The organism is Pseudomonas sp. AFG_SD02_1510_Pfu_092 (assembly GCF_003331055.1).
Classification (GTDB): domain Bacteria; phylum Pseudomonadota; class Gammaproteobacteria; order Pseudomonadales; family Pseudomonadaceae; genus Aquipseudomonas.
Window position 1 is genome coordinate 25,236 of the sequence record NZ_PUQD01000039.1, and the last position, 22,993, is coordinate 48,228.

Consider the following 22,993-nt stretch of genomic DNA (forward strand, 5'->3'; position numbering starts at 1 on the left):
CTGAGGGCGATGGGGGATATGGAAACAGGCAGGTACGGCGCCAGCCTGAAGGTGGCGCCGTGCCTGTCAGGCGTTACACCGCCAGCGCGCGCTCACGCAGCTCGCTGTTGAGGATGCGGTCGTTCTCGCTGTAATCGACCGGGCAGTCGATCACGTGTACGCCCGGCGTGTTGATGCAGTGCTCGAGCAGCGGCAGCAGGCCTTCGGCGCTTTCCACACGGTGGCCGTTGGCACCGTAGGCTTCGGCGTACTTGACGAAGTCCGGGTTGCCGTAGTCCAGGCCGAAATCGGTGAAGCCCATGTTGGCCTGCTTCCAGCGGATCATGCCGTAGCCATCGTCACGCAGGATCACCACGGTGATGTGCATGCCCAGACGCACAGCGGTTTCCAGCTCCTGGCTGTTCATCATGAAGCCGCCGTCACCGCATACCGAGATGACCGGGCGGTCCGGGTGCACCAGGTGCGCAGCCATGGCCGATGGCAGGCCGGCGCCCATGGTCGCCAAGGCGTTGTCCAGCAGCACGGTGTTCGGCTTGTGTGCCTTGTAGTTGCGGGCGAACCAGATCTTGTAGATGCCGTTGTCCAGGGCGACGATGCCTTCGGACGGCAGTACGCGACGGATGTCGGCGACCAGGCGCTGCGGGTACACCGGGAAGCGGTCGTCGTCGGCACCTTCGGCGATCTGCGCTTCGTTGGCTTCACGGATCGCCATCAGGCGGGTGAAGTCCCAATGCGCGGTGTCGGTCAGCGCTTCGCTGATCTGCCACACGGCGTTGGCGATGTCACCGATCACTTCCACCTGCGGGAAGTACACGGCATCGACTTCGGCGGAGCGGAAGCTGATGTGGATCACTTCGGTACCGCCACGGACCATGAAGAACGGCGGCTTCTCGATCACATCGTGGCCGATGTTGATGATCAGGTCGGCGGCTTCGATGGCGCGGTGGACGAAGTCACCGGACGACAGTGCAGCGTTGCCGAGGAAGCGCGGGTGGCGCTCGTCGACCACGCCTTTACCCATCTGCGTGGTGATGAACGGGATGCCGGTCTTGTCGATCAGTTGCTTGAGGACCTTGGCGGTCATCTTGCGGTTGGCGCCGGCGCCGATCACCAGGATCGGGCTGCGGGCGTTCTGCAGCTTCTGCACGGCAGCTTCGATGGCCACGTGCTCGGCCAGCGGACGGCGGTGCAGGCTTGGCGGAATCGGCAGGGCGTCGGTCTGCTCGGCGGCGATGTCTTCCGGCAGTTCCAGGTGCACGGCACCGGGCTTTTCTTCTTCAGCCAGGCGGAAGGCTTCGCGCATGCGCGCCGGGATGTTGTCGGCCGAGGCGAACTGGTGGGTGTACTTGGTGATGGGGTCCATCATGCCGCACACATCGATGATCTGGAAGCGGCCCTGCTTGGACTTCTTGATCGGCTTCTGGCCGGTGATCATCATCATCGGCATGCCACCCAGGTAGGCGTACGCGCTGGCGGTGACCAGGTTGGTGGCGCCAGGGCCGAGGGTCGACAGGCTGACGCCGGTCTTGCCGGTCAGGCGGCCATAGGTGGCAGCCATGAAACCTGCAGACTGCTCGTGACGGGTCAGTACCAGCTTGATCTTCGACTTGCGCAGGGATTCGAGCAGGTCGAGGTTTTCCTCACCGGGAATGCCGAACACATACTCGACACCTTCGTTTTCCAGGCATTGCACAACGACATCGGCGGCCTTGGCCATTTGGGGTACTACCTCAAAATCTTTGTGGGATTGCAGATTTATTAAGCTGCGTGACTGAGATGTTGCAGGATGTCTCAGTGGCGCGCATCGTAGGCCCTCTGGTTAATAATAATAAATATATTGTTATGATGCTCAGCATCACAACTTGTTATGAATGGTAAAGCCCCTCAATGAACCTCAAGGCATTGCGCTGCTGCGTCGAGATCGTCCGCCAAGGCAGCTTCACCAAGGCCGCGCAGCACCTGCACATCGCCCAACCGGCACTAAGCATGGCGGTGACCCGCCTGGAAGAGGAACTGGGCGTCACCCTGTTCAACCGCACCACGCGCAAAGTCATCCTCACCGCCGAGGGCGAACAGTTTCTGCCCCGCATTGCCTCGGCCCTGCGCGAGATGGATGTGGCCCGCCAAGAGCTGCGCGACATGGCCGACCTCAAGCGCGGCGAAGTACGCCTGGGCATTCCGCCAATGTTCGGCCTGCACTATGTGCCCGGGTTGATGAACGCCTTCCGCAAGCTGTACCCGGGCATTGCCATGACCGTGTTTGAAGGCAGTGCCGAGGACATCGGCCAGCGCCTGGAACAGCGGGAAATCGACCTGGCGCTGCTGGAGTCCAGGCGCGTGCCGCCGGACAAGGAGTCGATCCTGCTGGGCAGCGACGAGATGCTGGCGTGCATGCACCCCGACCATCCCTACGCCGGCAAAGCCTTTCTCACCGCCGAGGACCTGCGCAATACCGACATGGTGGTGTTCGACCGGACCTTCGTGCAGCGCCACCTGCTGGATGCGTTCTTTGCCGAGCATGGCATTACCTACCAGGTGGCGCTGCAGAGCAACTTCGTCTCGCTGGTGGTGCAGGCGGCGCTGGACAACATGGGCGTGGCGACCCTGCTGCGCTCGGTGCAGCAGCGCACGCCAGGCATTGTCGGGGTGCCGTTCCGGCCGGCGCAGCTGATGAGTTTCCGCCTGTGCTGGCGCTCGGGCGAATACCTGTCGCTGGCCAGCAAGCGCTTCATCGATTTTGCCGCGCAGATGCATTACCTGGAGCGCTAGGGCCAGCCTGCTCTGGCCCTTTCGCGGGCACGCCCGCTCCCACAAGGGTTTGCTGAACTGTGGGAGCGGGCGTGCCCGCGAACACCGGCGCAGCCGGTGCCCGGTCACCCGGCAAGCTGGTCAGCGACGGCGAAATGCTTACAATGCGCTACCCAACCTGAATTATGTTTTTCCCATGAAATCACTGCTTTACGCCTTAACCTTGCTGTTTTCCTTTACCTTCCCTGCCCTGGCCAGCCCGCCGGCGACCTTTACCGAAGCCAAGGTGGTAGCCAAGCAGAAGGTGTACATGGACCAGGCCAGCAGCGCCATGGGTGACCTGTACTGCGGCTGTAAATGGACCTGGGTGGGCAAGTCTGGCGGGCGTATCGATGCCGCCTCGTGCGGCTACCAAACCCGCAAGCAGCAGAACCGCGCCGAACGCACCGAGTGGGAGCACATCGTGCCCGCCTACACCTTCGGCAACCAGCGCCAATGCTGGAAGAACGGCGGCCGCGAACATTGCGTGGATGACGACCCGGTGTTCCGCGCCATGGAGGCCGACCTGTTCAACCTGTATCCGGCGGTAGGCGAGGTCAACGGCGACCGCAGCAACTTCAACTACGGCATGGTTGCCGGCAATCCAGGCCAGTACGGGCAGTGCAGCACCAAGGTCGATTTCGTCCAGCGTGCCGCCGAGCCGCGTGACGAAGTGAAAGGCCTGGTCGCCCGTACCACGTTCTACATGTACGACCGCTACAAACTGAGCATGTCGCGCCAGCAGCAACAGCTGCTGATGGCCTGGGACAAACAGCACCCGGTGTCGGCCTGGGAAAAAGAGCGCAACCGGCGCATCGCCAGCATCATGGGGCATGCCAACCCCTTCGTCACCGGCGAACGCAAGTGGACCGCCAACTACAAGCCGCAGGGCAGCGGCGTGGTGCAGGCCGCGCCGGCAGCAGTGCCCAGGGCGCAGGCCAAACCGAGCCTGGCCAGTGCCGGGTCGGCCGGGTCGGCCGGGTCAGCCGGTGCCGTGCTCGGCAACCGCAACAGCCATGTCTATCACCTGTCCGTCGGCTGCCCGGGCTATGCCCAGGTGGCAGCGAAGAACCAGGTGACTTTCGCCACCGAAGGTGAGGCCCAGGCGGCGGGTTATCGCAAAGCGGGCAACTGCCGCTGATTGCGCGGCTTCGGGGGCTGGCGGCCGCTGACGGGAATGACCACCCGTCGCCCGGATGGCACCCCGTTTCCCCTGCCCAGCCCAACGAATGACAGATCATCCGCAAAGGAGAGGTTCCATGATCCGCATTCGTCCCCTGTCACTGTGCCTGGCCCTTGCCCTGGCGCCCCTCGCCGGCACCAGCTTCGCCGCCACCGATAGCCATACCGACACCCATACCGACGCCCATCCGCAAACCGACCAGACCGGTGGCAAGACCGCTGGCGAAGGCAGCAGCGTCAACAGCCCCGGCAGCAGCCAAGACAACGACAGCAGCGACACCGGCAGCAACAGCGATGCCGCCGACGGCGCCGCTGGCGGCTCCAACAGTACCGGCGAAGCTACCGGCTCCGGCGCGGGCCACACCGGCGGCAGCGCCGAGGACCAGGACAGCCGCTGAGGCTGGGCTACACTGCGCCGAAACGCCCTGCCAAGGATTCACCATGAACCTCAAGCCCTGGCTGCTTGCCGCCGTGCTGCCCTTCAGTGCCCTGGCCGTCGCGGGTGGCCAGGGTGCGCTGGCGATCAGTTCATCGTCGTTCACCGACGGCGGGGTGATCGCCTTGCAGCAGGTCGGCCCGGACCCGGCCTGCGGCGCTGGCGAGGAGCGCACGCCGCAACTGAGCTGGGACAACCTCCCCGCCGGCACCCGGTCGCTGGCGCTGATCATGTTCGACCCGGACGGCGGCAAGGGCATCGGCGTGGTCCACTGGGTCGCCTACAACATCGACCCGGCCCAGGATGGGCTGAAGGAAGGCGTCGCCGGGCTGACCGGGCCAGGCGTGACCGTGGGGCGCAACTCGCGTGGCACCCTCAGCTACCGGGGCCCCTGCCCGCCCGCCGGCGACAACCCGCATCACTACGCCTTGACCCTGATCGCCACCGACCTGCCGCTGGGCACGCTGCCCGAAGGCCTGGACCGCAGCGGCCTGTTGCAACTGCTGCAAGGCCACGCGCTGGGCGCACAGAGCCTGGTCGGCCGCTATGGCCACTGAACCCGGCAGCGTAAACAAATGATCGCCGCCATAACATTTATCCATTGAATGGCCCCGGCGAACTGAAGTAAGCTCGGGCTCAATCACTGGAGAGCAACATGCCGAAACACACCCGCATCCCCGCCAACCACACCGGTCGCAGCCTGCGCCCTGTGCTGGCCGTTGCCGGCTGCGTGGCACCTGCCAGCTATTACTTTGGGTATTGGTTTAGCCACTAGGCGCCGATACCCACACGGCGCCCACCTTCGAGGGGCCGCCGAACATGAGAATACTCAAACCCCCGGTCGGCTCCCCGACCGGGGGTTTTGCTTTTCAGGCCTTTGAACAACACCGATTCACCTTGAGGAAAGATTCATGAACTACGCCACTTATTACTACGCAGACACCTCCGCCTGGCGATTTAGCCAATCCCGTTCGGGCCAGCCTGCCGCCTCCGTTCGGTCTTGCACAGGTGGCATCGCAGCAGCCAACCAGCCTTCAACGATCTGTCGAACACCTCGATAGGGCCGACCACGCGGGCCACGACGCGCGGTCCGCCCAGGGAAATACGCCATGCAAGCTTCCAGCCTCGCCCTGCCCCTGACCCAGCCGCAAGCGGCCAATACCACTGTCAGCAAGCGCCTGCCCAGCCCGCACCTGCTCAAGCAGCAGATGCCGCTGTCCACCGACCTGGCCCAGCAAGTCGATGCCCACCGCCAGGCCATCCGTGCCATCCTCGAAGGCCGCGATCAGCGCCTGCTGGTCATCGTCGGCCCGTGCTCGCTCCACGACCCACGCTCGGCCCTGGAATACGCCGACCGCCTGGCCGCCCTCAGCCGCGAAGTCGACGACAAGCTGCTGCTGGTGATGCGCGCCTACGTCGAGAAACCGCGTACCACAGTGGGCTGGAAAGGCCTGGCCTACGACCCGCACCTGGATGGCAGCGACGACATGCACGCGGGTATCGCCTTGTCCCGCGGGCTGATGCTGAGCATGATCGAGCGCGGCCTGCCGGTGGCCACCGAGCTGCTGCAACCGATGGCGGCCGGCTACTTCGACGACCTGCTGGCCTGGGCCGCGATTGGCGCACGCACCACCGAGTCGCAGGTGCACCGCGAAATGGTCAGTGGCCTGACGCTGCCGGTCGGCTTCAAGAATGGCACCGACGGCGGCATCGCGATTGCCAGCGATGCCATGCGCAGTGCCGCCCACCCGCACCGGCATTTCGGCATGGATGCGCAGGGCTACCCGGCGATCATCGAAACCTTGGGCAACCCGCACACCCACCTGGTGCTGCGCGGCGGCCACAGCGGCCCCAATCACGATGCCAGTAGCATCGCCATGGCCCGCCAGGCGTTGGCCAAGGCCGGGCTGCCGGCGCGGATCATGGTCGATTGCAGCCACGCCAACAGCGGCAAGGACCCGGCGCGCCAGCCGGCGGTGTTCAACGATGTGCTGGCGCAGCGCCTGGCCGGCGACCGCTCGATCGTGGCCGTGATGATCGAAGGGCACCTGTTCGATGGCTGCCAGGCGCTGGGCAAGGGTACGCTGAAATACGGCGTGTCGATCACCGACGCCTGCCTGGGCTGGTCGGCTACCGAAACCCTGTTGCGCGAGGCGGCACAAAAACTCCAGGCCGATGGTTGCAAGCCTGGCGAGACATACCCCGGACAAGTGCGCTAGGCTTGCCCTTTTTCCCCCCAAGGAGCAGTACCCATGGCCCGTGCAACCGCCCGCCACATCCTGGTCGACAGTGAAGCCAAGTGCAACGAACTGAAAGCCCAGATCGAAGCCGGCGCCGACTTCGCTGAAATCGCCAAAGCCAACTCCACCTGCCCGTCCAGCCGCCAGGGCGGCGACCTGGGCGCGTTCGGCCCGGGCCAGATGGTCAAGGAATTCGACACCGTGGTGTTCAGCGCGCCGGTCAACACCGTGCAAGGCCCGGTGAAGACCCAGTTCGGCTACCACTTGCTGGAAGTCACCAGCCGCCAGGACTGATTCACCTGTTCAGGTGATGAGATCCCCTGTGGGAGCGGGTTCACCCGCGAATGCGTCAGGCCAGGCAACAAGGTTGCTTGCAAGGACGCTTTCGCGGGTAAACCCGCTCCCACAGGGGTTGCGTTGTCTGCTCCTGCTTTGCCTGGCTTTCAATGCCCACGCGGCGCCCACCCACGCCCTCACCGTCTACGGCGAAGCCCCCCGCTACAGCGAAACCTTCCGCCATTTCGACTACGTCAACCCCGACGCCCCCAAAGGCGGCATCCTGCGCCGCTCGGCCATCGAGATCGGCCAGTTCGACCACATTCTGCCGTACATCGACAAAGGCATCGGCGTAAGCGAAGTCGATGGCCTGCTCTACGCACCCCTGGCGGTGCGCTCCTTCGATGAACCCTATACCGTCTACGGCCTGATCGCCCGGCGCATGGAGCGCGGCCCGGACGATGCCTGGCTGCGCTTCGACATCGACCCGCGCGCCACCTTCGCCGATGGCCGGCCGGTGCGCGCCGAAGACGTGCGCTTCACCTTCGAGCTGCTGATGAGCAAGGGCAGCCTCAGGTACCGCACCCAGTTCGCCGATGTCGCCGCCGTGGTCGTGGAAACCCCGCAGCGCGTGCGCTTCGACTTCAAACCCGAGCACGGCCGCACCCTGGCGCTGGACCTCGCCAGCCTGCCGGTACTGCCCGCGCACGACTGGCAACAGCGCGACTTCGCCAACGGCGCCGGCTTCGACAAGCCGGTCGGCAGCGGGCCGTACCGCATCGGGCGCATCGACAACGGCCGCAGCATCACCTTCGAGCGCGACCCGGGCTGGTGGGCAAAAGATTTACCGGTCAGCCGTGGCCGCTACAATTTCGCCAAGCTGCGCATCGAGTACTTCGGCGACACCGAAGTGGCGCGGCAGGTGCTCAAAGGCGGCGGCTACGACTACAACCGCGAGTTCTCCGCGACGGGCTACACCTTGGGCTACAACGGCGCACAACTGGACGACGGCCGCCTGCAGCGCGCCCACCTGGGCCCGGCCAAGCCGCAGGTGGCCCAGGGCTTCGTCTTCAACCTCGACCGGCCACAGTTCCAGGACCGCCGCGTGCGCCAGGCGCTGGGCATGCTGTGGGACTTTGAGTGGAGCAACCGGCAGATGATGCGCAACCTGTACATCCGCCAGCAGAGCGTGTTCGCCAATACCCCGCTGGCTGCCCGCAAGCTGCCGGATGCCGGCGAGTTGCAGCTGCTCGAAGCGCTGCGCGGCCAGTTGCCGGCCAACGCGTTGCCGGACGAAGTCTTCACCTCGGTGTTCAGCGCGCCGGTCACCGACGGCTCGGGGATCATCCGCAAGCAGCAATTGCAGGCACTGGCGCTGCTCGAGCAGGCCGGCTGGCGCCCGCAAGGCGACCGTCTGGTGAACAGCCAGGGCACGCCGCTGGCGTTCACCTTCCTCAACGGCCAGGCCGGCATGGAGCGCCTGCTGCTGCCGTGGAAGCGCAACCTGGCGCAGATCGGCGTGACCCTGGACATCCGCAACGTCGACTCGGCGCAGTACGTCAACCGCCTGATGGCGCGCGATTACGACATGATCGTCACCGGCTACCCGGTGAGCCTGTCGCCCGGCGCCGAGCTGTACAACTACTTCGGCTCGGCAGCGGCCCACGACCCCGGCTCGAACAACCTGATGGTGCTGCAGGACCCGGCCGTGGACCGGCTGATCGACGGCCTGGTACGTGCCGACACCCAGGCCGCCATGCTGCAGCACGCCCATGCCCTGGACCGGGTGCTGCAATGGAACTACTACTGGATCCCCAACTACTACCCACCGGGCAGCTCCACCGTCTGGTGGAACCGCTTTGGTCTGCCCAAGGTGCAGGCGGCCTATGACGAAGGCCTGGACACCTGGTGGGAAGTCAGCCCCACCGCGCTGACCAACACGCAAATGGCCGAGCGCCTGAAGGCCTCGCCATGACCACCTACATTCTGCGCCGCCTGTTGCTGATCATCCCCACCCTGCTGGCGATCCTGCTGGTCAACTTCGCCATCGTCCAGGCCGCGCCGGGCGGCCCGGTGGAACAAGCCGTGGCGCGCCTGCAGGGCATTGGCGGTGGCACGCCGGGCGCCCGGGCCGAGGTGGTCCATGGCGAGTCCCGCGCTACCCGTGGCCTGGACCCGAAACTGATCGAAGAAATCAAGCGCCAGTATGGCTTCGACAAATCGGCCCCCGAGCGCCTGTGGCTGATGCTCGGCCAATACGCCCGGCTGGAGTTCGGCAACAGTTTCTTCCGCGGTGCCAAGGTAACCGACCTTATCCTCGACAAGTTGCCGGTCACCCTGTCGCTGGGTTTCTGGGCCACGCTGATCACCTACCTGGTGTCGATCCCGCTGGGTATCCGCAAGGCAGTGCGCCACGGTAGCCGCTTCGATGCCTGGAGCAGCGCGCTGATCGTGGTCGGCTACGCCCTGCCGTCGTTCCTGTTCGCCCTGCTGCTGATCGTGCTGTTCGCCGGCGGCACATCGCTGAACTGGTTTCCGGTACGCGGCCTGGTTTCGGAAAATTTCGACGAGCTCAGCCTGCTGGGCAAGCTCGCCGACTACTTCTGGCACCTGGTGCTGCCGGTCGGGGCCCTGGTGATCGGCGGCTTTGCCACGCTGACGTTGCTGACCAAGAACGCCTTCCTCGACGAAATCTCCCGGCAATACGTGGTCACCGCCCGGGCCAAGGGCCTCAGCGAGCGCCGGGTGCTGTATGGCCATGTGTTGCGCAACGCCATGCTGCTGGTGGTGGCCGGCTTGCCGCAGGCACTGATCACGGTGTTCTTCGCCGGCTCGTTGCTGATCGAGGTGATCTTCTCGCTGGATGGCCTGGGCCGGATGAGCTACGAAGCTGCGGTATCGCGCGATTACCCGGTGGTGTTCGGCACCCTGTTCATCTTCACCCTGGCTGGCCTGCTGATCCGCCTGATCGGCGACTTGTCGTACACCCTGCTCGACCCGCGTATCGACTTCGACGCGAGGGCGCACTGATGCTTTCGCCCATCTCGCGGCGCCGCCTGCAACGCTTTCGCCGCAACCGCCTGGGCTGGGTGTCGCTGTGGCTGTTCGCCGGCCTGCTGCTGCTGAGCCTGGGTGCCGAGCTGGTGGCCAACGACAAACCCTTGCTGCTGGGCTACCAGGGCGAGTTGTACGTGCCGGCGCTCAAGCGCTACACCGAGCAGCAGTTCGGCGGCCAGCTGCCGTTCCAGCCCGATTACCGCAGCGCCTACGTCCGTCAGCTGATCGAGCGGCAAGGCGGCTGGATGCTGTTCGCGCCGATCCCGTTCAGCGCCGACACCCCCAACTACGACCTGCAAGTGCCCACCCCCAGCCCGCCCAGCGCCAGCAACTGGCTGGGTACCGACGACCAGGGCCGCGATGTGCTGGCCAGGGTGCTGTATGGCACGCGGGTATCGTTGCTGTTCGCCTTCGCCCTGACCGTGATCAGCGTGCTGATCGGGGTGGTCGCCGGTGCCCTGCAGGGCTACTACGGGGGCTGGGTCGACCTGTTCGGCCAGCGCCTGCTGGAAGTGTGGTCGGGCTGCCAGTGCTGTACCTGCTGATCATTCTCAGCGGCTTCGTCGAGCCGGACTTCTGGTGGCTATTGGGGATCATGGCGTTGTTTTCCTGGCTGGCCCTGGTCGATGTAGTGCGCGCCGAGTTCCTGCGCGGGCGTAACCTGGAGTACGTGAAAGCCGCCCGGGCCCTCGGCCTGCCGGACCGCCAGGTGATGCTTCGGCATATCCTGCCCAATGCCATGAACGCCACCCTGACCTACGTGCCGTTCATGCTGACCGGCGCGATCACCACCCTGACCGCACTGGACTTTCTCGGTTTCGGCATGCCGGCCGGGAGCGCGTCGCTGGGTGAACTGGTGACCCAGGGCAAGCAGCACCTGGAGGCGCCGTGGCTGGGCTTTACCGCGTTCTTTGCGCTGGCGCTGATCCTGTCGCTGCTGGTGTTCATCGGCGATGCCCTGCGCGAGGCGTTCGACCCCAGGGGCTAGGCTTTCAGGTCTGGCCCCTTCGCGGGTAAACCCGCTCCCACAGGTACCCCACAGCCTCAAGGTTTGTGATGCCCCTGTGGGAGCCGGTTTACCCGCGAAGAGGCCGGCCCTGCTTACATAGATTTCAGGATTTTTACCATGCACGACAGCGACAGCCTCAAGGACTACCCCCAGGTACGGCAACTGGCGATCCGCTCGCTGTTCGAGATCATCGAGCAGTCCAGCGAAGGCACGGTCATCGTCGACCGCCAGGCGCGCATCGTCTGGATGAACGAGCGCTACGCCCGGCGTTTCGGCCTGGCCGATGCCGCCAGCGCCATCGGCCAAGCGTGCGAAGCGGTGATCCCCGGCAGCCTGATGCGTGAGGTGGTCAGCAATGGCCGGCCGATCCTGCTGGACATGCTCGACACGCCAAACGAGCCCCTGGTGGTCATGCGCCTGCCCATCCACGACGGCCAGGGCGCGCTGATCGGCGCCATCGGTTTTGCCCTGTTCGACGAGTTGCGCAGCCTGTCGCCGCTGCTCAAACGCTATGCCAGCATGCAGCAGGAACTGGCCTCGACCCGCTCGCAGTTGCGCGCCCGCCAGGCCAAGTACAGCTTCGCCCAGTTCGTCGGCAGCAGCGCCGCCAGCCTCGAGGCCAAGCGCCGCGCCCGGCGTGGTGCGAGCAGCGACTCGCCGGTGTTGCTGCTGGGCGAGACCGGCACCGGCAAGGAGCTGCTCGCCCACGCCATCCATGCGGCGTCGGCGCGGGCGCACAAGGCGTTCGTCAGCATCAACAGCGCGGCGATCCCCGAGACGCTGCTGGAAGCCGAATTTTTCGGCACCGCCCCTGGCGCCTTTACCGGCGCCGATCGCAAGGGCCGCAGCGGCAAGCTGCAACTGGCCGAAGGCGGCACGCTGTTCCTCGACGAGATCGGCGACATGCCGCTGGCCCTGCAGAGCAAGCTGCTGCGGGTACTGCAAGAAAAGGAGTATGAGCCGGTGGGCTCGAACCAGATGTTGCGCAGCGATGTGCGCGTGATCGCCGCCACCTCCATCGACCTGCAGGCCGCCATCGCCCGCGGCGCCTTCCGTGCCGACTTGTATTACCGGCTGAATGTGCTGCCGATCGAGGTGCCGCCGTTGCGGCAACGGCTGGAAGACCTGCCGGCGCTGTGCGAGGCCATCCTGGGCGAGCTGGGCAGCCAGTACGAGCTTGCGCCTGAAGCGCAGCAGTTGCTGGCGCGGCATGCCTGGCCGGGGAACATCCGCGAACTGCGCAATGTGCTGGAACGCGCCACGCTGCTGGCAGACCAGCCACGGCTGGAGGTAGCCGATTTGCGCGCGGCGTTGGGGCCGTTGAGCCCGGTTGCCGCTGCGCCGGTCCGGCAGACGTACCGGGAAGCCTGTGAGCAGTTCGAACGCAAGCTTATTGGCGATGCCTTGGCTGAACATCAGGGAAATGTGCCACAGACCGCCGCTGCGTTAGGGTTGGGGCGCTCGACTTTGTACAAGAAAATGGTGGCGCTCGGGATTTCGTCTCTTGTTGGAGACTAATGTTTCTAATTCGAGATCGCCGCGAGGTCTGCGCCCTCGATCACCGGCAAGCCAGCTCCCACAAGGCTTCCACAAGGCTCAGCGCAACCCTGTGGGACCTGGCTTGCCGGCGATGGGCTGCACAGCAGCCCCCTACGGTCTCAACTTGTAGACACCAATGTTGATTAAAAACAATAAGTCCTTATAAATCAGTCAGTTAGTAATTGGCACGTTTCCCGCTATCTCCTGCTCACCGATAAAAACAAGACTCACCCAGGAGACCTACCCCGATGACCGTGCTCATCGCCCTCGCCGCACTGGCCCTGCTGATGCTCGCTGCCTACCGCGGTTACAGCGTAATCCTCTTCGCCCCCATCGCCGCCCTCGGCGCCGTCCTGCTCACCGACCCGTCCGCCGTGGCCCCCGCATTCACCGGGGTGTTCATGGAGAAAATGGTCGGCTTCATCAAGCTGTACTTCCCGGTATTCCTGCTCGGCGCAGTGTTCGGCAAGCTGATCGAGCTGTCCGGCTTCTCCCGTTCGATCGTCGCCGCCGCCATCCGCGTGCTCGGCACCCGGCAGGCGATGCTGGTGATCGTGCTGGTCTGCGCCCTGCTCACCTATGGCGGCGTCTCGCTGTTCGTGGTGGTGTTCGCGGTGTACCCGTTCGCCGCCGAGATGTTCCGCCAGAGCAACATTCCCAAGCGTCTGATCCCGGCCACCATTGCCCTGGGTGCGTTCTCGTTCACCATGGACGCCCTGCCCGGCACCCCACAGATCCAGAACATCATCCCCAGCACCTTCTTCAACACCACCGCCTGGGCCGCGCCCTGGCTCGGGCTGATCGGTACGCTGTTCGTGTTCTGCGTTGGCATGGCCTACCTGCAGCGCCAGCGCAACAAGGCCCAGCGCGCCGGTGAAGGTTATGGCACGCAGCTGCGCAACGAGCCAGAGACCGCCGCCGACCTGGCCCTGCCCAACCCCTGGCTGGCGTTGTCGCCGTTGCTGCTGGTGGGGGTGATGAACCTGTTGTTCACCCACTGGATCCCGCAGTGGTACGGCACCAGCCACAGCCTGCAATTGCCCGGCATGAGCGCACCGGTACAGAGCGATGTGGCCAAGCTCACCGCCATCTGGGCAGTGCAGGCAGCGTTGCTGATGGGCATCCTGATGGTGCTGGTGTGCGCCTTCGGCGCCATCCGCACACGCCTGGCCGAAGGCAGCAAAAGCGCGGTCGGCGGCGCCTTGCTGGCGGCCATGAATACCGCATCGGAATACGGCTTCGGCGCGGTGATCGCCTCGCTGCCGGGCTTTCTGGTGCTGGCCGATGCCCTGCGCGGTATCCCCAACCCGCTGGTCAACGAAGCCGTCACCGTGACCTTGCTGGCGGGCATCACCGGCTCTGCCTCGGGTGGCATGAGCATCGCCCTGGCGGCCATGGGCGACAGCTTCATCGCCGCCGCGAACGCCGCCAACATCCCGCTGGAAGTGCTGCACCGGGTGGCCGCCATGGCCAGCGGCGGCATGGACACCCTGCCGCACAATGGCGCGGTGATCACCTTGCTGGCGGTCACCGGGCTGACCCACCGTGAGGCTTACAAGGATATTTTCGGCATTACCCTGATCAAGACCCTGGCAGTGTTCGTGGTCATTGCCACGTTCTATGCCACCGGCATCGTCTAAGGAGCTTTGCATGACCCTCAAAGGCAAGACTGCACTCGTCACCGGTTCCACCAGCGGCATCGGCCTGGGCATTGCCCAGGTGCTGGCCGGCGCAGGCGCCGACATCGTGCTCAACGGCTTCGGCGACCCGGCCGCGGCGCTGGCCGAAATCGCCCGGCACGGGGTGAAGGTGGCCCACCACCCGGCCGACCTGTCCGATGTAGCCCAGATCGAAGCCCTGTTCGCGCTGGCCGAGCGCGACTTCGGCGGTGTCGACATCTTGGTCAACAACGCCGGTATCCAGCATGTGGCAGCGGTGGAGCAGTTTCCGCCAGAAAGCTGGGACAAGATCATTGCCCTCAACCTGTCGGCGGTGTTCCACGGGACCCGCCTGGCCCTGCCCGGCATGCGCACGCGCAACTGGGGGCGTATCGTCAACATTGCCTCGGTACATGGCCTGGTCGGTTCGACCGGCAAAGCGGCGTACGTGGCGGCCAAGCATGGCGTGGTCGGCCTGACCAAGGTGGTGGGCCTGGAAACTGCCACCAGCAACGTCACCTGCAATGCCATTTGCCCGGGCTGGGTACTGACGCCGCTGGTGCAGAAACAGATCGACGATCGTGCTGCCAACGGTGGCGATCCGCTGCAAGCGCAACACGATCTGCTGGCAGAAAAGCAGCCGTCGCTGGCCTTCGTCACCCCCACACACCTGGGTGAGCTGGTACTATTCCTGTGCAGCGAGGCCGCTAGCCAGGTTCGCGGTGCCGCCTGGAACGTCGATGGTGGCTGGTTGGCCCAATGACGGGCGGCCTGGGCCTGGCGGCGGTCTTGCATTCGTTTATCTGCAAGGAGGCCCTATGCGCCCAACCCCGATGATCCTCGCCCTGACCCTGGCCGCCGCCCCCGTGATGGCTGCCAGCCTGAAGGACGTCGCGCCCTACCCCGAGGCGGAAAAAGGCTTCACCCGGCAGGTCATCCACCTGCCGGCCCAGGCTGACGAGTCGGCCTACCAACTGGAAATCCTCGCTGGCAAGACCCTCAAGGTGGACTGCAATCGCCAGCGCCTGGGCGGCAGCCTGGAACAACACACCCTGGACGGCTGGGGCTACAGCTACTACCGCCTGGACAAGGTCAGCGGCCCGGCCAGCACGCTGATGGCCTGCCCGGATGGCAAGAAGACCGAGGCCTTCGTGCCGGTGGTCGGTGAAGGCTTCATGCTGCGCTACAACAGCAAGCTGCCAGTGGTGGTGTATGTGCCCAAGGATGTCGAAGTGCGCTACCGCGTCTGGAGCGCATCGCAGGATGTGCAAAAGGCTAAAGTAGAGTAACGCGCAAACCCCGCTGCCAGGGGGCCTTCTTCGCGGGCACGCCCGCTCCCACAGGATGTCACCGGCTCGACATCTACGCTGTACCTGTGGGAGCGGGCGAACCCGCGAAGAGGCCCTCGAATCCAAATGATCATCTGGAGGTTCGGCATGAACGATGTGCTCTGGCGCCCCTCCACGGCGCAGATCGAGGCCAGCCGGATGGATGCCTTCCGCCGCCAGGTCAACCTGCGCTACAACCTGCAACTCGACGATTATCACGCGCTGCAGCGCTGGAGCATCGAGCAGCGCCCCGCCTTCTGGCAGACCCTTGCCGACTATTTCCAGGTGCACTGGCATACCCCGCCGAGCCAGGTGCTCAGCGAAGGGCCGCAGATGCCCGATGCCCAGTGGTTCAGCGACGCCACACTCAATTTCGCCGAACACCTGCTGCGCCGCCGCGATGACCGCCTGGCCGTGGTCGCGGTGCGCGAAGACGGCCAGCGCCAGCAGTTCAGCCATGCCCAGCTGGCGGCCCAGGTAGCCGGGCTGCAAACGGCGTTCAAGGCGGCCGGCCTGGTGCCCGGCGACCGGGTTGCCGCGATCATGCCCAACACCTGGCAGACACTGGTCGCCATGCTTGCCTGCAGCAGCCTCGGCGCGATCTGGTCCAGCGCCTCGCCCGAGTTCGGCGTGCACGGCATCATCGACCGCTTCGGCCAGATCGCACCGAAGCTGCTGATCGCCTGCGCCGGCTACCAGTACGCCGGCAAGGACATCGACCTGGTGGACAAGGTCAACCAGGTGTGTGCGCAGCTGCCCGGGCTGCAACAGCTTGTCGTGGTGCCGCATACCCGCCGCGACACCCGCCCCGACGCCTTCCAGGCCGCCAATGTCAGCCTGTGGGAAGCGTTCTACCAGCCCGGCGGCGAGCCGCACTTCACCCCGCTGCCGTTCGATCACCCGCTGTACATCCTCTATTCCAGCGGCACCACCGGCGTGCCCAAGTGCATCGTTCACCGCGCGGGCGGCGTGCTGCTGCAGCACCTGAAGGAACATGGCCTGCACAACGACCTGAAGGCCGATGACGTGCTGTTCTACTACACCACCTGCGGCTGGATGATGTGGAACTGGCTGGCCAGCGGCCTGGCGGTGGGCGCCACGCTGGTGCTGTACGACGGCTCGCCGCTGCACCCCGGCCCCGAGCGGCTGCTGAACCTGATCGACGCCGAGCGCATCCAGGCTTTCGGCACCAGCGCCAAGTACCTGGCGGCGCTGGAGCAGGCCGGCCTGGAGCCTGCGGCAAGCCATCGCCTGAGCAGTTTGCGCCTGCTGCTGTCCACCGGCTCGCCGCTGTCGCCGCATAGCTACGATTACGTGTACCGCAAGGTCAAGCCCGACCTGTGCCTGGCATCGATGTCCGGCGGCACCGATATCGTCTCGTGCTTCGTGCTGGGCAACCCGACCCTGCCGGTGCGCCGGGGCGAGATCCAGTGCAAGGGCCTGGGTATGGCGGTGGAAGTGTGGAATGAACACGGCCAGCCGGTGCAAGGCGAAAAAGGCGAGCTGGTGTGCACGCGCAACTTTCCGTCGATGCCATTGGGCTTCTGGCACGACCCGGACGGCAGCCGTTATCACGACGCCTATTTCAGCCAGTTCGCGGGGGTGTGGGCGCAGGGTGACTATGCCGAACAGCGCGCCAGTGGCGGGCTGGTGATCCATGGCCGCTCCGATGCCGTGCTCAACCCGGGCGGTGTACGCATTGGCACGGCGGAAATCTACCGCCAGGTGGAAAAGGTCGAGCAAGTGCTGGAAAGCGTGGCCATCGGCCAGGACTGGCACGGCGATGTGCGGGTGGTGCTGTTCGTACGCCTGCGCGACGGCCTGCAGCTGGACGAGGCCCTGCGCCAGCATATTCGTCAGGTGATTCGCCAGTACACCACGCCGCGCCATGTCCCGGCGGTGATCGCCCAGGTCGATGACATTCCGCGCACCATCAGCGGCAAGCTGGTGGAGCTGGCGATTCGCAATGTGGTGCATGGTTTGCCGGTGAAGAACACCGATGCCTTGGCCAACCCCGAGGCGCTGGCGCAGTTTCGTGATCGCGTGGAGCTACGCGAACAGCCGTAATTGGGCATAATGCCGCCCTTTCAGTCCCGAAGCACAGGTAACCCCATGAAAGCCCAAGCCCGCCACATTCTGGTCAAGACCGCTGACGAAGCCGAAAAGCTCAAGCAGCGCATCGCCAACGGTGAAGCTTTCGACGTGCTGGCGAAAAAGTTCTCCACCTGCCCTTCGGGCAAGCGTGGCGGCGATCTGGGTGAAATCCGCCCGGGGCAGCTGGTCGGCGCCATCGACCAGGTGATCTTCAAGAAGCCCTTGCGCGTGGTACATGGGCCGATCAAGAGCAAATTCGGCTATCACCTGGTGCAGACGTTCTACCGCGACTGACCCCGCCGGCGGGCGCATTGTCGGCGCGTTCGAATATGGCGACAATCCGCTGTTCTCCTGGGGCCAGATTGGCCGCATGGAGGCGACCAGGCTGCGCTGGCAGTTCTAGCGGCGCGCCGCCAGCAGACCGAGGCCGGCGCAGCCCAGCAAGCAGGCGCTGCCCCGGTTGAACTGGCGCCGTGGCCCGGGCTGGCTGAACCAGCGCTGCAGGTAGGCGCCCAGGCCCGAATAGAGGGCGATGGCCGCCCATTCCAGCAGCAGGAACAGTACGCCCAGCCAGAGGAACTGCTCGCTCACCGGGGTGGCGCTGCCCACCGAGACGAACTGCGGCAGGAACGCGGTGAAGATCAGGATGGCCTTGGGGTTGCCGGCTGCCACCCAGAACTCCTGGCGGGCCAGGCGCCAGGTACCCCGTGGCTGCTCACCTGCCACCACGGCCTCGCCCACCGGCGCCCGCCAGAGTTGCCAGGCGATATAGAACAGGTAGGCAGCCCCCACCAGCTTGATGGTCAGGAACAGGTACTCGCTGGTGTGCAGCACCACAGCCAGGCCCATCGCCGCCAGGGCAATCATGCCGCTGAAGGCCAGAATACGCCCGCCACCGGCGACACAGGCGGTGCGCAGGCCGTAGCGGCTGGCGTTGTGCAGCGACAACAGGTTGTTCGGCCCCGGCGCCATGTTCAGGGCGAAGCAGGCGGGGATGAAAAGCAGCAGGCTGGACAGTTCCATTGTGGTTTCCTCTGGCAACAGCCGTCCATTTCGACCGGGCCAGGCCTTGCGGTCAAGGGACAGCCAGGGATAAAAACTGTACGGGTACGCGGTAGCTGTTTACCCTGCCGGCCATATTGAGGACTCCGTGATGCCCCGTTCCCATGCCACGTTGTGGCGCGACCCGGCCCTGCCCCATGTCGAAAGCCGTCGTGCCTGCCATAGCCGCGCCTGCTACAAGGCCCACAGCCACCCGACGTTTTCCATCGGTGCGGTGGATGCCGGCTGCAGCCATTTCAGCGGTGCTGCCGCCGGCCAGCAACGCCTGACGCCCGGCACCCTGGTGCTGGTCCCGGCCCGCCGGGTCCATGCCTGCAACCCCGCGCCGGGGCAAGCGTGGAGCTACCAGATGCTGCATGTGGATGGCGGCTGGCTGGCGCAACTGCGCCGGGAGTCCGGGCTGGCGGGTGACGGGCCCGGTGAACCGGCACGTATCTGCCGGGTGGCGGGGGTGTATCGGCAGTTCTGCGCGCTGAACGGCTTGCTGTTCTCCAAGGCCAGCAGCGCTGAGAAGGAGGCGGCGCTGATTGCCTTTCTGGGTGACCTGGACTTGTCCGCGCATGCGCCACTGGCGCCGGCACCTGCCCTGGCGGCGGGCGCATTGAACGGCTTGCTCGAGGCCATCGAAAGCCAGGACCTGACGCAGCTCAGCCTCGATGCGCTGGCACGACAGGCGGGGCTTGGGCGCTACCAGTTGATCCGCGCGTTTCGCGCTGCCACCGGGTTTACCCCGCATGCCTACTTGCTGAACGCGCGCATCAACCAAGGCCGTCGCCTGCTCGGCGAGGGGCAGGCCCTGGCAGAGGTGGCCTATCGCCTGGGCTTCGCCGACCAGAGCCATTTCCAGCGGGTGTTCAAGGCCCATGTGGGGGTGACACCGGGGCAGTATCGGGGTTGCCAGCGCCGTTGAGTTTTTGCCGGCAGCTCGGTCTTCATGTGGGAGCGGGCGCGCCCGCGAACACCGGCACAGCCGGTGCCAGCCACCGCGTTGCCTGCTTCGCGGGCTTGCCCGCGCTCACAGGTACCGTGCAGGCGTCTGCAATATTGTTCAATACGGCGTGAGCAGCGAGGGGCAAAGTTCGGCTTTTTCGCCAGAGCAGCGCCCATGCAAGCATTCCTGATCATCGCCCTCGCCCATTTCCTCGCCCTGCTCTCGCCCGGCCCGGACTTCTTCCTGGTCGCACGCACCTCGGTCAGCAGCGGCTGGCGGGTAGCCAGTGGGGCCTGCCTGGGGATCGCCCTGGCCAATGGCGCGTTCATCGCCATGGCCTTCACCGGCCTGTCGGTGCTGCAAGAAGGCAGCCTGCTGTTCACCACCCTGCAGCTGGCCGGTGCCGGTTATCTGCTGTACATCGGCGTGCTGTTCCTGCGCCATGCCGGGCAGACCCAGCTGGGTGCAGTCGCCGGCCAGCAGGCAGCCCAGGGCTGGTGGCGGGGGTTGGCCATGGGGTTTTTGTCCGGCATCCTCAACCCGAAGAACGCGCTGTTCTACGCCAGCCTGGCCAGCATGGTCAGCAACGCCAGCGTCGGCTGGAAAACCACCTGCGCCGTGTGGATGTTCAGTGTCGTGCTGCTGTGGGACCTGCTGGTGGCCGTGGCCATCGGCAACCAGCGGGTGCTGCGGCGTTTCGCCCGCGCCCTGCCGTGGCTGGAACGCGCTTCCGGGGTCATGCTGGTGCTGTTGGCGGCGGCATTGCTGGTGCACATGCTGCGGGGCTGACCAGCTGCAGGGTGCGCATGTCCATCAAGCTGAAGTGGCCGCTGGCCCAGCCGCCCGTGTCCAGGTGCCAGACATTGCCCAGCAGCTTGGCCTCCAGCACCGGCGTATGGCCGACCAGCAGCGCGCGCAGGCCCTGTACCGGTTGGGTGTGGCCAACCTTCAGGCGCTGCCGCGACCACTGGCAGACTTCGCGCACTTTGCGGTCGTCTTCCAGTTCCAGACTGGTGCGCAAGGCAGCCCAATCGGAAAACGGGCTGTCGGCATGCAGCAGGCCGACCAGCCCCGCCGCACTTTCCACCTCGATGGCGATCGGCAGCTGTTCGAATCGCTCCACGAAGCGCAATTGCTCGGCCCTTGGCAGGTCAAGAAACCAGCTGCCCCCGGCGGCGCGGTACATGTCCAGATCGAGCCGCCCGCCGCGCACGCGGGTAATCGCCAACGCTTCATGATTACCTTGCACGGCATGAAACCAGGGCTGCGCCAGCCACTCCAGCGCCGCCGCGCTGTCCGGGCCACGGTCAACCAGGTCACCGACGCTGAACAGGCGGTCCACGGCCGGGTCGAAGCCCACCGCGTCCAGGCACTGCTCAAGGCGCTGGAAGTGACCGTGGATATCGCCCACCGCCAGGTCCCGCCCGCGCAGATTGGCGATCAGCCGCCGAAACCGTGTCATTGCAATTTTCCTCTGCTGCTGCCGCCAGTGCTCATGGTGCACTGCACAGCATGGCATAAGGTACCCCGGCCGTGCAGACAGCCTCATGAACGGGCCTTCACTGGAACAGGCGTTGGGCCAGGCGTATGCTCGGCCCTTCAACCTGAACCAGGGAAGGCTCTTTCATGAAACTGTGCGCCGTGCAATTGCAATCGTTCAAGGGCGATGTGCAAGCCAATCTCGAACGCCACCTGGCCTGTATCGAACAGGCAGCAGCCGTGGGTGCCGAACTGCTGGTGTTCCCCGAACTGTCACTGACCGGCTATGAGCCAACCCTCGCGCGGCAGGCTGCCTTGCCAGTCAGCTCGGCGCGGCTGGACCCGCTGCAGGCAGCCTGCGACCGCCTCGGCGTCACCGTCGCGGTAGGCCTGCCGTTGCCGAGCCCCGATGGCATCCGCATCGGCATGCCCATCTTCAGCCCCGGGACCGCGCGCCAGGCCTATGCCAAGCGGCGCCTGCACGATGACGAGCTGGCTTACTTCACCCCCGGCGACCAGGCATTGCTGCTGCAGGTAGGCGAACATCGGCTGGCGCCAGCGATCTGCTACGAATCGATGTTCATGGCGCATGCGGCCGCAGCGCGGGAAAACGGCGCCGACCTGTACATGGTCAGCGTGGTGAAAAGCGCCAAAGGCATCCGCGAGGGATATGCGCACTACCCCGAAGTCGCGCGCGAACTGGGCATGCCGGTGTTGCTGGCCAACTGCGTAGGGCCGGCCGACACTTTTATCGGCGCGGGCGGCTCGGCAGCCTGGGACCGCCACGGGCAGTTGCTGGCCAGCCTGGATGACCACAGCGAAGGGCTGCTCGTGTTCGACACCGCCACTGCCAGTGCCGTGACGCTGCCGCTGGCGCTACAACGCGGATGAGTTATCTGCTGCTGGCGTTGCTGAGTTACGCCGCTACCTACTACGTGGTCGGCTTGCTGATTCATGGGCAATTGGCGGATGTGGCCGAGGGCTTGCGTCATCGCCCCGATGCGCCAACGCCTGGCGAATACCTGCGCGCAGTCAGGCACCAGGCCAAGCGGGCCCATCGGCACTACAGCCTGATGGCCGGCACGGCCCTGGCCGTACTGATGTGCCTGGTCGCCAGCTGGCTCTGAAACGCTAGAGGTCCAGTGCCAGGCTTTGCCGGCCTTCCAGCGCCAGCAGGTACTGCTTGGCCGCCAGGCCGCCGGCAAACCCGGTCAGGCTGCCGCAAGCACCGATCACCCGGTGGCACGGGGCAATGATCGAGATCGGGTTGCGGCCGTTGGCGGCGCCTACCGCGCGCACCGCGTTGGGGTTGCCGATGTGCCGGGCGATGTCGCTGTAGCTGCGGGTTTCACCGAACGGTATCGCCAACAGCGCGGCCCACACCTGGCGCTGGAAATCGGTGCCGGCAAAGTCCAGTTGCAGCTCGAAACGCCGACGCTTGCCGGCGAAGTACTCGCCGAGCTGGCGGGCGGTTTCCAGCAGTACCGGGCTTTGATCGTCACGGTGCAGGGCACCGAGGCGGACGCGGTTTTCCCGCTCTTCTTCCCAGAGCACCGCTGCCAGGCATTCGCCACGGGCGACCAAGGTCAGCGTGCCGACCGGCGACTGCATGAAGGTGAATGCGCTGGACATGGGCCGGCTCCTGACAGGTTGCGATCAGGCTACTGTACGCATCCACAGCCCGGCCCGCATCCGCTTTCTTGCGCTTCTGACAAGCGACGCCGCCCGCCATGGAGCTGCGCATATCTCAGCTCAACGCTGTACCTGTGGGAGCGGCTTTAGCCGCGAACACCGGCGTAGCCGGTGCCATGCACCGCGTCGCCTGCTTCGCGGGTGAACCCGCTCCCACTGGGACGGCGCAGGTCCGGGGCTCACGCTGTACTTGTGGGAGCGGCTTTAGCCGCGAACACCGGCG

At 65.6% G+C, this 22,993-nt stretch carries 22 protein-coding genes and 1 pseudogene; 19 read left to right on the forward strand and 4 right to left on the reverse strand.

Annotated features, from left to right (window positions below):
* Positions 1–73: 73 nt before the first annotated feature.
* Positions 74–1,717, reverse strand: coding sequence for an acetolactate synthase large subunit (locus C6A77_RS16725; protein ID WP_114170455.1), 1,644 nt, complete (start codon positions 1,715–1,717; stop codon positions 74–76).
* A gap of 170 nt (positions 1,718–1,887) precedes the next feature.
* Between C6A77_RS16725 and C6A77_RS16730 the strand changes: the two genes are divergently transcribed.
* From C6A77_RS16730 to C6A77_RS16800, 15 genes and pseudogenes are all read left to right on the forward strand, one after another.
* On the forward strand, positions 1,888–2,769 hold the full coding sequence (locus tag C6A77_RS16730) for a LysR family transcriptional regulator (RefSeq protein ID WP_114170456.1): 882 nt from the start codon (positions 1,888–1,890) through the stop codon (positions 2,767–2,769).
* A 175-nt stretch (positions 2,770–2,944) separates the two neighbouring features.
* Positions 2,945–3,928, forward strand: coding sequence for an endonuclease (locus tag C6A77_RS16735; protein WP_114170457.1), 984 nt, complete (start codon positions 2,945–2,947; stop codon positions 3,926–3,928).
* A 118-nt stretch (positions 3,929–4,046) separates the two neighbouring features.
* Positions 4,047–4,367, forward strand: coding sequence for a hypothetical protein (locus C6A77_RS16740; protein ID WP_114170458.1), 321 nt, complete (start codon positions 4,047–4,049; stop codon positions 4,365–4,367).
* Positions 4,368–4,410: 43 nt separating this feature from the next.
* The gene (locus C6A77_RS16745) at positions 4,411–4,962 is read left to right on the forward strand and encodes a YbhB/YbcL family Raf kinase inhibitor-like protein (protein ID WP_114170459.1); all 552 of its coding nucleotides are present in this window, start codon (positions 4,411–4,413) and stop codon (positions 4,960–4,962) included.
* A gap of 552 nt (positions 4,963–5,514) precedes the next feature.
* Positions 5,515–6,624, forward strand: a complete 1,110-nt coding sequence (locus C6A77_RS16750; RefSeq protein ID WP_114170460.1) for a 3-deoxy-7-phosphoheptulonate synthase — start codon at positions 5,515–5,517, stop codon at positions 6,622–6,624.
* A 33-nt stretch (positions 6,625–6,657) separates the two neighbouring features.
* Positions 6,658–6,939 (forward strand): peptidylprolyl isomerase, encoded by a 282-nt coding sequence (locus C6A77_RS16755; protein WP_114170461.1) that lies wholly within the window; start codon positions 6,658–6,660, stop codon positions 6,937–6,939.
* Between the two features lie 13 nt (positions 6,940–6,952).
* Positions 6,953–8,896 carry an extracellular solute-binding protein gene (locus C6A77_RS16760; protein WP_114170462.1) on the forward strand — a complete coding sequence of 648 codons (1,944 nt, stop codon included), beginning with the start codon at positions 6,953–6,955 and terminating at the stop codon, positions 8,894–8,896.
* Complete coding sequence (locus C6A77_RS16765; protein WP_114170463.1) at positions 8,893–9,951, forward strand: microcin C ABC transporter permease YejB; 1,059 nt, start codon at positions 8,893–8,895, stop codon at positions 9,949–9,951. Before C6A77_RS16760 ends, C6A77_RS16765 begins: the two co-directional genes overlap by 4 nt.
* Positions 9,951–10,966 (forward strand): annotated as a pseudogene (locus C6A77_RS16770) (ABC transporter permease). Before C6A77_RS16765 ends, C6A77_RS16770 begins: the two are co-directional and overlap by 1 nt.
* A gap of 138 nt (positions 10,967–11,104) precedes the next feature.
* Positions 11,105–12,505, forward strand: a complete 1,401-nt coding sequence (locus C6A77_RS16775; RefSeq protein ID WP_114170464.1) for a sigma 54-interacting transcriptional regulator — start codon at positions 11,105–11,107, stop codon at positions 12,503–12,505.
* A 269-nt stretch (positions 12,506–12,774) separates the two neighbouring features.
* A complete protein-coding gene (locus C6A77_RS16780; RefSeq protein WP_114170465.1) occupies positions 12,775–14,166 on the forward strand; it encodes a GntP family permease in 1,392 nt (463 codons plus the stop codon).
* 10 nt (positions 14,167–14,176) lie between these two features.
* Entirely contained in the window at positions 14,177–14,947 is a 771-nt protein-coding gene (gene hbdH, locus C6A77_RS16785) for a 3-hydroxybutyrate dehydrogenase (RefSeq protein WP_114170466.1), read from the forward strand.
* A gap of 55 nt (positions 14,948–15,002) precedes the next feature.
* Positions 15,003–15,473: a serine protease inhibitor ecotin gene (eco, locus tag C6A77_RS16790; protein WP_114170467.1), complete on the forward strand. Its 471-nt coding sequence runs from the start codon at positions 15,003–15,005 to the stop codon at positions 15,471–15,473.
* A 147-nt stretch (positions 15,474–15,620) separates the two neighbouring features.
* Complete coding sequence (locus C6A77_RS16795) at positions 15,621–17,579, forward strand: acetoacetate--CoA ligase (protein WP_114170468.1); 1,959 nt, start codon at positions 15,621–15,623, stop codon at positions 17,577–17,579.
* A gap of 45 nt (positions 17,580–17,624) precedes the next feature.
* Positions 17,625–17,900, forward strand: a complete 276-nt coding sequence (locus C6A77_RS16800) for a peptidylprolyl isomerase (protein ID WP_110994954.1) — start codon at positions 17,625–17,627, stop codon at positions 17,898–17,900.
* Positions 17,901–18,005: 105 nt separating this feature from the next.
* Here C6A77_RS16800 and C6A77_RS16805 read toward each other — a convergent pair whose 3' ends face one another.
* On the reverse strand, positions 18,006–18,629 hold the full coding sequence (locus C6A77_RS16805) for a LysE family translocator (protein ID WP_114170469.1): 624 nt from the start codon (positions 18,627–18,629) through the stop codon (positions 18,006–18,008).
* Between the two features lie 130 nt (positions 18,630–18,759).
* Here C6A77_RS16805 and C6A77_RS16810 point away from each other — a divergent pair, with 130 nt between their 5' ends.
* A complete protein-coding gene (locus C6A77_RS16810) occupies positions 18,760–19,578 on the forward strand; it encodes an AraC family transcriptional regulator (RefSeq protein WP_114170470.1) in 819 nt (272 codons plus the stop codon).
* Positions 19,579–19,773: 195 nt separating this feature from the next.
* Entirely contained in the window at positions 19,774–20,388 is a 615-nt protein-coding gene (locus C6A77_RS16815) for a LysE family translocator (protein ID WP_114170471.1), read from the forward strand.
* Here the strand turns inward: C6A77_RS16815 and C6A77_RS16820 are convergent.
* Entirely contained in the window at positions 20,336–21,061 is a 726-nt protein-coding gene (locus C6A77_RS16820) for a metallophosphoesterase (protein WP_114170472.1), read from the reverse strand. The two genes, C6A77_RS16815 and C6A77_RS16820, sit on opposite strands and share 53 nt — an antisense overlap.
* Before the next feature lie 164 nt (positions 21,062–21,225).
* Here C6A77_RS16820 and C6A77_RS16825 point away from each other — a divergent pair, with 164 nt between their 5' ends.
* Entirely contained in the window at positions 21,226–21,969 is a 744-nt protein-coding gene (locus tag C6A77_RS16825; protein WP_114170473.1) for a carbon-nitrogen hydrolase family protein, read from the forward strand.
* Entirely contained in the window at positions 21,966–22,205 is a 240-nt protein-coding gene (locus C6A77_RS16830) for a hypothetical protein (RefSeq protein ID WP_114170474.1), read from the forward strand. Before C6A77_RS16825 ends, C6A77_RS16830 begins: the two co-directional genes overlap by 4 nt.
* Before the next feature lie 4 nt (positions 22,206–22,209).
* On the opposite strand, the gene C6A77_RS16835 is transcribed toward C6A77_RS16830, so the two are convergent.
* A complete protein-coding gene (locus C6A77_RS16835) occupies positions 22,210–22,710 on the reverse strand; it encodes a methylated-DNA--[protein]-cysteine S-methyltransferase (protein ID WP_114170475.1) in 501 nt (166 codons plus the stop codon).
* Positions 22,711–22,993: the final 283 nt, after the last annotated feature.

What these genes read in the sequence shown, in the direction of transcription:
- C6A77_RS16815 (WP_114170471.1), top strand. Translation starts at nt 19,774, where the DNA reads ATGCAAGCATTCCTGATCATCGCCCTCGCCCATTTCCTCGCCCTGCTC.
- C6A77_RS16830 (WP_114170474.1), top strand. Translation starts at nt 21,966, where the DNA reads ATGAGTTATCTGCTGCTGGCGTTGCTGAGTTACGCCGCTACCTACTAC.
- C6A77_RS16825 (WP_114170473.1), top strand. Translation starts at nt 21,226, where the DNA reads ATGAAACTGTGCGCCGTGCAATTGCAATCGTTCAAGGGCGATGTGCAA.
- C6A77_RS16740 (WP_114170458.1), top strand. Translation starts at nt 4,047, where the DNA reads ATGATCCGCATTCGTCCCCTGTCACTGTGCCTGGCCCTTGCCCTGGCG.
- C6A77_RS16735 (WP_114170457.1), top strand. Translation starts at nt 2,945, where the DNA reads ATGAAATCACTGCTTTACGCCTTAACCTTGCTGTTTTCCTTTACCTTC.
- C6A77_RS16795 (WP_114170468.1), top strand. Translation starts at nt 15,621, where the DNA reads ATGAACGATGTGCTCTGGCGCCCCTCCACGGCGCAGATCGAGGCCAGC.
- C6A77_RS16810 (WP_114170470.1), top strand. Translation starts at nt 18,760, where the DNA reads ATGCCCCGTTCCCATGCCACGTTGTGGCGCGACCCGGCCCTGCCCCAT.
- C6A77_RS16775 (WP_114170464.1), top strand. Translation starts at nt 11,105, where the DNA reads ATGCACGACAGCGACAGCCTCAAGGACTACCCCCAGGTACGGCAACTG.
- C6A77_RS16820 (WP_114170472.1), bottom strand. Translation starts at nt 21,061, where the DNA reads ATGACACGGTTTCGGCGGCTGATCGCCAATCTGCGCGGGCGGGACCTG.
- C6A77_RS16725 (WP_114170455.1), bottom strand. Translation starts at nt 1,717, where the DNA reads ATGGCCAAGGCCGCCGATGTCGTTGTGCAATGCCTGGAAAACGAAGGT.
- C6A77_RS16835 (WP_114170475.1), bottom strand. Translation starts at nt 22,710, where the DNA reads ATGTCCAGCGCATTCACCTTCATGCAGTCGCCGGTCGGCACGCTGACC.
- C6A77_RS16730 (WP_114170456.1), top strand. Translation starts at nt 1,888, where the DNA reads ATGAACCTCAAGGCATTGCGCTGCTGCGTCGAGATCGTCCGCCAAGGC.
- C6A77_RS16755 (WP_114170461.1), top strand. Translation starts at nt 6,658, where the DNA reads ATGGCCCGTGCAACCGCCCGCCACATCCTGGTCGACAGTGAAGCCAAG.
- C6A77_RS16800 (WP_110994954.1), top strand. Translation starts at nt 17,625, where the DNA reads ATGAAAGCCCAAGCCCGCCACATTCTGGTCAAGACCGCTGACGAAGCC.
- C6A77_RS16780 (WP_114170465.1), top strand. Translation starts at nt 12,775, where the DNA reads ATGACCGTGCTCATCGCCCTCGCCGCACTGGCCCTGCTGATGCTCGCT.
- hbdH (WP_114170466.1), top strand. Translation starts at nt 14,177, where the DNA reads ATGACCCTCAAAGGCAAGACTGCACTCGTCACCGGTTCCACCAGCGGC.
- C6A77_RS16750 (WP_114170460.1), top strand. Translation starts at nt 5,515, where the DNA reads ATGCAAGCTTCCAGCCTCGCCCTGCCCCTGACCCAGCCGCAAGCGGCC.
- C6A77_RS16745 (WP_114170459.1), top strand. Translation starts at nt 4,411, where the DNA reads ATGAACCTCAAGCCCTGGCTGCTTGCCGCCGTGCTGCCCTTCAGTGCC.
- C6A77_RS16765 (WP_114170463.1), top strand. Translation starts at nt 8,893, where the DNA reads ATGACCACCTACATTCTGCGCCGCCTGTTGCTGATCATCCCCACCCTG.
- eco (WP_114170467.1), top strand. Translation starts at nt 15,003, where the DNA reads ATGCGCCCAACCCCGATGATCCTCGCCCTGACCCTGGCCGCCGCCCCC.
- C6A77_RS16805 (WP_114170469.1), bottom strand. Translation starts at nt 18,629, where the DNA reads ATGGAACTGTCCAGCCTGCTGCTTTTCATCCCCGCCTGCTTCGCCCTG.